The organism is Melaminivora alkalimesophila (genome assembly GCF_000282995.1).
GTDB classification, from domain to species: domain Bacteria; phylum Pseudomonadota; class Gammaproteobacteria; order Burkholderiales; family Burkholderiaceae_C; genus Melaminivora; species Melaminivora alkalimesophila.
Genome location: NZ_ALEE01000657.1, coordinates 1 through 6,103 on the forward strand (window position 1 = coordinate 1; position 6,103 = coordinate 6,103).

Here is a 6,103-nt window from a genome sequence, read left to right on the forward strand (position 1 = left end):
GTCCGGCCGGCCGCCTGTGGCGTCGCTGCCCAGCACTTCGATGCGCGTGCTGGCGATGTGCGTGCGCGGACCCGGCTCCACGGCCACGCGGATGCTGCGCGCCGGCGCGGGCGGGCCGGCCTCCTCGGTGGCCGCGCCCGCTGGTGGGGGCGCGTCGCCGCCTTCCAGGGCGATGGCGATCTCCGGGCTGAAATAGCCGAGCGTCGCCAGCAGCTCGCGCACATTGGCCTCGGCCGCGCCCAGCAGGCGGCGCAGCTCGCCTTCCTGCAGGTCGGGCAAGTGGCGAAAACGCTGCAGCTCCATGTGGCGTTCCAGGTATTCGCGCACCTGCTTGTCCTCGGCCTGCACCTGCAGGGCGAAGGCGTCCGGTCCGCTGCCTTCCGGGGCGTCCGTGGCGATCGCCCCTTCCTCGCTGCCCGCGGGCGCCTGCTCGCCGCGCAGCAGGCTGCAGCCGGGCAGGGCGGCCACGGCCAGGCACAGCGACAGCAGCAACGCCGGCCAGCGCGGCGCATTGCGGGGCGGGGGCGGGGGTCGGACGAGGAAGGGCACGGGTGGATTATTTCGACAAAAGCCGCATCGCGTCTTCCAGCCCCTTGAGCGACAGCGGGAACATGCGGTGGCCCATCAGCTGCTGGATGATGGCGATGCTCTGGCGGTACTGCCACACGCCCTGCGGCTCGGGGTTGATCCACACGTGCTTCGGAAAAGCGTTGGTCAGGCGCTGCAGCCACTCCGCGCCTGCTTCCTCGTTGTGGTATTCCACGCTGCCGCCGGGCTGCAGGATCTCGTAGGGGCTCATGGTCGCGTCGCCCACGAAGACCAGCTTGTAGTCCTTGTTGTACTTGCGGATGATGTCCCAGGTCGGGAACTTCTCGGCGAAGCGCCGGCGGTTGTTCTTCCACATGAAGTCGTAGACGCAGTTGTGGAAGTAGTAGAACTCCAGGTGCTTGAACTCGGCCTTCACGGCCGAAAACAGCTCCTCGACGCGCTGGATGTGCTCGTCCATGGTGCCGCCCACGTCCATCAGCAGCAACAGCTTCACGTTGTTGTGCCGCTCGGGCACCATCTTCAGGTCCAGCCAGCCGGCGTTGGCGGCGGTGGAGCGGATGGTGTCGGGCAGGTCCAGCTCCAGCTCGCTGCCCGTGCGGGCGAACTTGCGCAGGCGGCGCAGCGCGACCTTGATGTTCCTCGTGCCCAGCTCCTGCGTGTCGTCGTAATCGCGGTAGGCGCGTTGCTCCCAGACCTTCACGGCGCTTCGGTTGCGCCCCGGCCCGCCGATGCGGATGCCCTGCGGGTTGTAGCCGCCGTGGCCGAAGGGGCTGGTGCCGCCGGTGCCGATCCACTTGCTGCCGCCCTCGTGGCGCCCCTTCTGCTCTTCCAGGCGTTTTTTGAGCGTCTCCATCAGCTCGTCCCAGCCCATCTTCTCGATGGCGGCCTTCTGCTCGGGCGTGAGCTCGCGCTCGAGCATCTGGCGCAGCCAGTCGGCCGGGATCTCCTTGGTGATGTCGGTGAGCAGCTCCACGCCCTTGAAATACGCGGCGAAGGCGCGGTCGAACTTGTCGAAGTGCTTCTCGTCCTTGACGAGCGTGGTGCGCGCCAGGTGGTAGAAGTCCTCCATGCTCCAGGCGTCGTCGGAGTTCGGGCCGGCCACGCCGGCCTGCAGGGCTTCGAGCAGGGTCAGGAATTCCCGCACGGACACCGGCAGCTTGCCGGCGCGCAGGGCGTAGAAGAAGTCGATCAGCATGTCAGGGGCTTCCAGCCTGGGGTCCGGCGGCGTGGCGCTCCAGGCGGTACAGCAGCTGGGCGCGCGCCTCGGGCCATTCGCCGGCGCGCATGCTGTACATCACCGTGTCGCGGATGGTGCCGTCGCGGCGCAGCGCATGGCCGCGGATCACGCCGTCCCGGAGGGCGCCCAGCCGCTCGATGGCGCGCTGGGACGCGAAATTGAAATTGTCGGTGCGCCAGCCCACCACCTGGCACTGCAGTGCGTCGAAGGCGTGGCCCATCATCAGCAGCTTGGCGGTGGTGTTGACGTGCGTGCGCTGCACGCCCTGTGCGTACCAGGTCCAGCCGATCTCCACGCGCCGCACGGCCGGCAGGATGTCGTGGTAGCTGGTGCTGCCCACGACGCGGCCGCTCGCCTCGTCGATGACCGCGAAGGCCAGCCGGTGTCCGGCCTCGCGCATCGCGAGCGCCTGCTCGATGTAGGCGCGCTCCTCGCCCGGCGCCGGCACGGAGGTCACGCGCAGGCGCCACAACTTGCCGTCGGCGGCGGCCTGCGCGAGGCCGGCCTCGTGCCGCAGCGCCAGCGGCTCCAGGCGCAGGCCCCGCCCCTGCAGGGTGACGGGCTCGACGAAGGCCATGGCGCTCCGCTCCGCTCGGCGCTGCGCTCAGCGGTTGCGCTGGTTCATGAAGACCAGCTTCTCGAACAGGCTCACGTCCTGTTCGTTCTTGAGCAGCGCCCCCACCAGCGGCGGCACCGACACCTTGTTGTCGGCCGACTGCAGCGCCTCCAGCGGAATTTCCTCGGCCAGCAGCAGCTTCAGCCAGTCGATGAACTCGCTGGTGGAGGGCTTCTTCTTCAGGCCCGGCAGGTTGCGGATGTCGTAGAAGGTCTTCATCGCCGCCGTGAGCAGCCCGCTCTTGAGCGTCGGGAAGTGCACGTCCACGATCTTCTTCATGGTCTCCGGCTCGGGGAACTTGATGTAGTGGAAGAAGCAGCGGCGCAGGAAGGCGTCGGGCAGCTCCTTCTCGTTGTTGGAAGTGATGAAGACCAGCGGGCGGTGCTTGGCACGGATCAGCTCGCGCGTCTCGTAGCAGTAGAACTCCATGCGGTCGAGCTCGCGCAGCAGGTCGTTGGGGAATTCGATGTCGGCCTTGTCGATCTCGTCGATCAAGAGCGCCACGGGTTCGTCGGCCGTGAAGGCCTGCCAGAGCACGCCACGGACGATGTAGTTCTGGATGTCCTTGACGCGCTCGTCGCCCAGCTGCGAGTCGCGCAGGCGGCTCACGGCGTCGTACTCGTACAGCCCCTGCTGGGCCTTGGTGGTGGACTTGATGTGCCACTGCAAAAGCGGCATGCCCAGGGCCGTCGCCACTTCCTCGGCCAGCAGCGTCTTGCCGGTGCCGGGCTCGCCCTTGACCAGCAGCGGGCGCTGCAGCTTGATGGCGGCGTTCACCGCCAGCATCAGGTCCTGCGTGGCGACGTAGTTCTCGGAGCCTTGAAACTTCATGGAGCTTGAAAATGGGAGGAAAACAAGGGAAAGCGTTGACAAAGAGGCTTGACAGCCGGTCGCTATAATCTTTTTTCACCAACGCCGAGACAACCAATCACCTGATTGTGCGCGCAAAATGAAAAAAACCTGGATCACCATCTTTGGCCTCGCTGTCGCGTGGGCGACCGGCGCAGCAAGCGCCCAGGACATCAAGGGCGACGCGGGCGCCGGCGCCGGCAAGGTCGCCATGTGCATCGGCTGCCATGGCATCCCCGGCTACCAGGCGAGTTTCCCCGAAGTGCACAAGGTGCCGATGATCTCGGGCCAGAACGCAGGCTACATCGCCGCGGCGCTGCACGCCTACCAGAAGGGCGAGCGGCGCCACCCCACCATGCGCAGCATCGCCGACTCGCTGTCGGAGCAGGACATCGCCGACCTGGCGGCCTATTACGCGGCGCAGGGCGGGGGCGAGGGGGGCGCCAAGGCTGCGCGCGAGCCGAGTGGACAGGTGGCGCAGCTGCTGCAAAAGGGTGCCTGCGTGTCCTGCCACGGCGACAACTTTTCCAAACCCATCGACGGCTCCTACCCGAAGATTGCCGGGCAGCACGCCGACTACCTGTTCGTCGCCCTCAAGTCCTACAAGCACGACCCCAGCGCCTACGTGGGGCGCAGCAATGGCGTCATGGCGGGCATCGCCAAGCAGTTCAGCAACGCCGAGCTCAAGGAGATGGCGCGCTACCTGGGCTCGCTCGAGGGGGACTTGAAGGTGGTGCCGCAATCGCGCTTCCGCTGAAGACCTGCCCTCCGAGACCGACCGAAAAGCCCGCATCTGCGGGCTTCTTGCCCTCTACTGCAGCCATTGGGACGTTTTCCGCAGGCATCGGATCGAAGGCCTTGTCAAGGGGCTGTTGTTTTCGTACAATAAGCGGGATCCGCGGCCGGCGCTTCAGCCGCCTGGCCCGCCCGGATGCCAGCCGTCCACGCTGACCGTGGTCTGGGCGGTCGATCCCATGGCCCGCTTGTGGCCGGCCGCCGTGGCCTATGCGGCCCTCTGTCCTGGCTCCGCCCCCGTGCAGCCCCGTCGCCCGGCTGCGGCTCCGTGCGTGTCCCTTCTCTGGGCCCCGACCGGGCCGGCCGCCGTGCTTTTCTTGCCCGCCCCTGTCCCGAAGGAGGTATCCGCCTTGCGCTTGCAGCACATCCTTGCCGCCACCGATTTTTCCCGCCCTGCCGAACAGGCACTGGATCGCGCCGCCCTGCTGGCTGCCGAGCATGGCGCCGCGCTGGAGCTGGTGTTCGTCGGCGACCAAGGGCGTGGGCAGCCCACCGGCCCGGCCGAGCGGCTGGCACAGCGCGCCCGGCAGCTCGCCCGGCGCCACCGCCTGCCGCACGTGCAGGCCTTGCCGCTGCCCGCCGCGGGAGCGGGCAGGGCGCGCGCCGTGCTGGACGCCGCCGGGCAGGCCGACCTGGTCGTTCTGGACGGCGACGCCCGCGCAGCGGACCGTGGCCTGCGCCCGTTCAGGCAGCTGATGGCGCTGCTGCAGCTGCTGCGCGCGGCCCGTTGCCCGGTGCTGCTGGTGCGCCGTCCGGCCGAGAGACCTTATGCCCACGTGCTGGTAGACGCCCGCCACGATGCCGGCGGGGCGCTGCTGCGCTGTGCGGGCGGGCTCCAGCCCCGCGCGGCGCTGGAGCTCTTCCATGCCGCACAGCCCCGGGGCCTGCGCTGCCGCGCCGCCTTCGAGCGGGCCCTGCGCCATCCGCCGGCTGTGCCGCATGCCGCCCTGCGCGAGCTGTACGTCTCGGATGCCTTCGACGCGCGGCGCAACCGCGTGGACCTCGCGCTGCGCGGCGCCGACGCCGTGCGCCAGCTGGCGGTACAGCAGCACAGCGTGGCGGCCGACCTGGTGGCGCTCGCCCACCGCCCGCGCCACCCGCTGCTGGAGGGCCTGCGCCCCGGCGCCGTGCCCAGGCTGCTGACGGGGGAAGCGGCCGTGGCCTGCGACGTGCTGGTGCTGCCGTCTGCGGGCAGGGTCGGGCGTCCCGCACCTGTGCCTGCGCGTGGCCCGGCTCAGTCCGCGGTCGCGCGCCGCTGGACGCAGGCCACGTAAGCCTCGCCATCCGGCGCACGGCCGGCGCGCTGCGCTTCCCACAGCATCCGGCCCAGGCAGTCCATGGCAACGTGGTGCGCCTCGTGCAACGAGCCCAGGCGCCGCGCCAGGAGTTCCACCGCCTGGCGGATGCCGCGCGGCTGGTCGATGCTGCACTGCTCGCTGATCGACAGGTGCATGGACAGGTGCAGGAAGGGATTGGCCTGGTCGGAGCCCTCGGCGTAGACGCGTGCCACGGCCGCCTCGGGGTCCGAGAGCTCGGCGTGGTATTCGGGGTGCTCGGCGGTCCACAGGCCGGCCAGCGTCTCGATGGCTTCCATGGGCTGGCCTGCCTGCTGCTTGGCGTGGGCGGCGCAGAAGAAGCGCCGCACGTCGGCTTGGGAGGGTTGGAACATGCGGGCAGCGTAGCACGCAGTCGCCCACTGGACACGCCCCGGCCGCGGCGCTCGCTACATTGCGCCGCATGAAAAAGACCTTCCGCTCTTACTCCGAAGTGCTGGCCGCTGTCGGTCAGGAGATCGCGGTGACCGATTGGATCGAGGTCACGCAGGCGCAGATCGACCAGTTCGCCCAGGCCACCGGCGACCACCAGTGGATCCACACCGATCCGGCGCGCGCCGCGCAGGGCCCTTTCGGGGCGACCATCGCCCATGGCTTCCTGACGCTGTCGCTGCTGCCGCGCTTCATGGAACAGGCCTTCGACGTGGAAGGCGCCAAGATGGGCGTGAACTACGGCCTCAACCGCGTGCGCTTCCCTTCGCCGGTGCCGGCCGGCAGGCGCCT

General features: G+C 69.2%; 8 protein-coding genes. 3 read left to right on the top strand and 5 right to left on the bottom strand.

Annotated features, from left to right (window positions below; genetic code table 11):
- The 4 genes from A612_RS12760 to A612_RS12775 all read right to left on the bottom strand — a co-directional run.
- Positions 1 to 549 (bottom strand): POTRA domain-containing protein (locus A612_RS12760; protein WP_277422526.1); only part of this gene is annotated, 549 nt, incomplete at its 3' end.
- A 7-nt stretch (positions 550 to 556) separates the two neighbouring features.
- Positions 557 to 1,744: a vWA domain-containing protein gene (locus A612_RS12765; RefSeq protein WP_019374855.1), complete on the bottom strand. Its 1,188-nt coding sequence runs from the start codon at positions 1,742 to 1,744 to the stop codon at positions 557 to 559.
- Position 1,745: 1 nt separating this feature from the next.
- Positions 1,746 to 2,363, bottom strand: a complete 618-nt coding sequence (locus tag A612_RS12770; protein WP_019374856.1) for a GNAT family N-acetyltransferase — start codon at positions 2,361 to 2,363, stop codon at positions 1,746 to 1,748.
- A 27-nt stretch (positions 2,364 to 2,390) separates the two neighbouring features.
- Positions 2,391 to 3,233 (bottom strand): AAA family ATPase, encoded by an 843-nt coding sequence (locus tag A612_RS12775; protein WP_019374857.1) that lies wholly within the window; start codon positions 3,231 to 3,233, stop codon positions 2,391 to 2,393.
- A 118-nt stretch (positions 3,234 to 3,351) separates the two neighbouring features.
- On the opposite strand from A612_RS12775, the gene A612_RS12780 reads away from it, so the two are divergent.
- Together A612_RS12780 and A612_RS12785 are read left to right on the top strand one after the other, a co-directional pair.
- The gene (locus A612_RS12780; RefSeq protein ID WP_019374858.1) at positions 3,352 to 4,008 is read left to right on the top strand and encodes a c-type cytochrome; all 657 of its coding nucleotides are present in this window, start codon (positions 3,352 to 3,354) and stop codon (positions 4,006 to 4,008) included.
- A gap of 388 nt (positions 4,009 to 4,396) precedes the next feature.
- Positions 4,397 to 5,320, top strand: a complete 924-nt coding sequence (locus A612_RS12785; protein ID WP_019374859.1) for a universal stress protein — start codon at positions 4,397 to 4,399, stop codon at positions 5,318 to 5,320.
- Here A612_RS12785 and A612_RS12790 read toward each other — a convergent pair.
- Complete coding sequence (locus A612_RS12790) at positions 5,281 to 5,715, bottom strand: DUF1841 family protein (protein WP_019374860.1); 435 nt, start codon at positions 5,713 to 5,715, stop codon at positions 5,281 to 5,283. The two genes, A612_RS12785 and A612_RS12790, sit on opposite strands and share 40 nt — an antisense overlap.
- Before the next feature lie 68 nt (positions 5,716 to 5,783).
- Here A612_RS12790 and A612_RS12795 point away from each other — a divergent pair.
- Positions 5,784 to 6,103: MaoC family dehydratase (locus A612_RS12795; RefSeq protein WP_019374861.1), on the top strand; the 320-nt coding region annotated here is incomplete at its 3' end.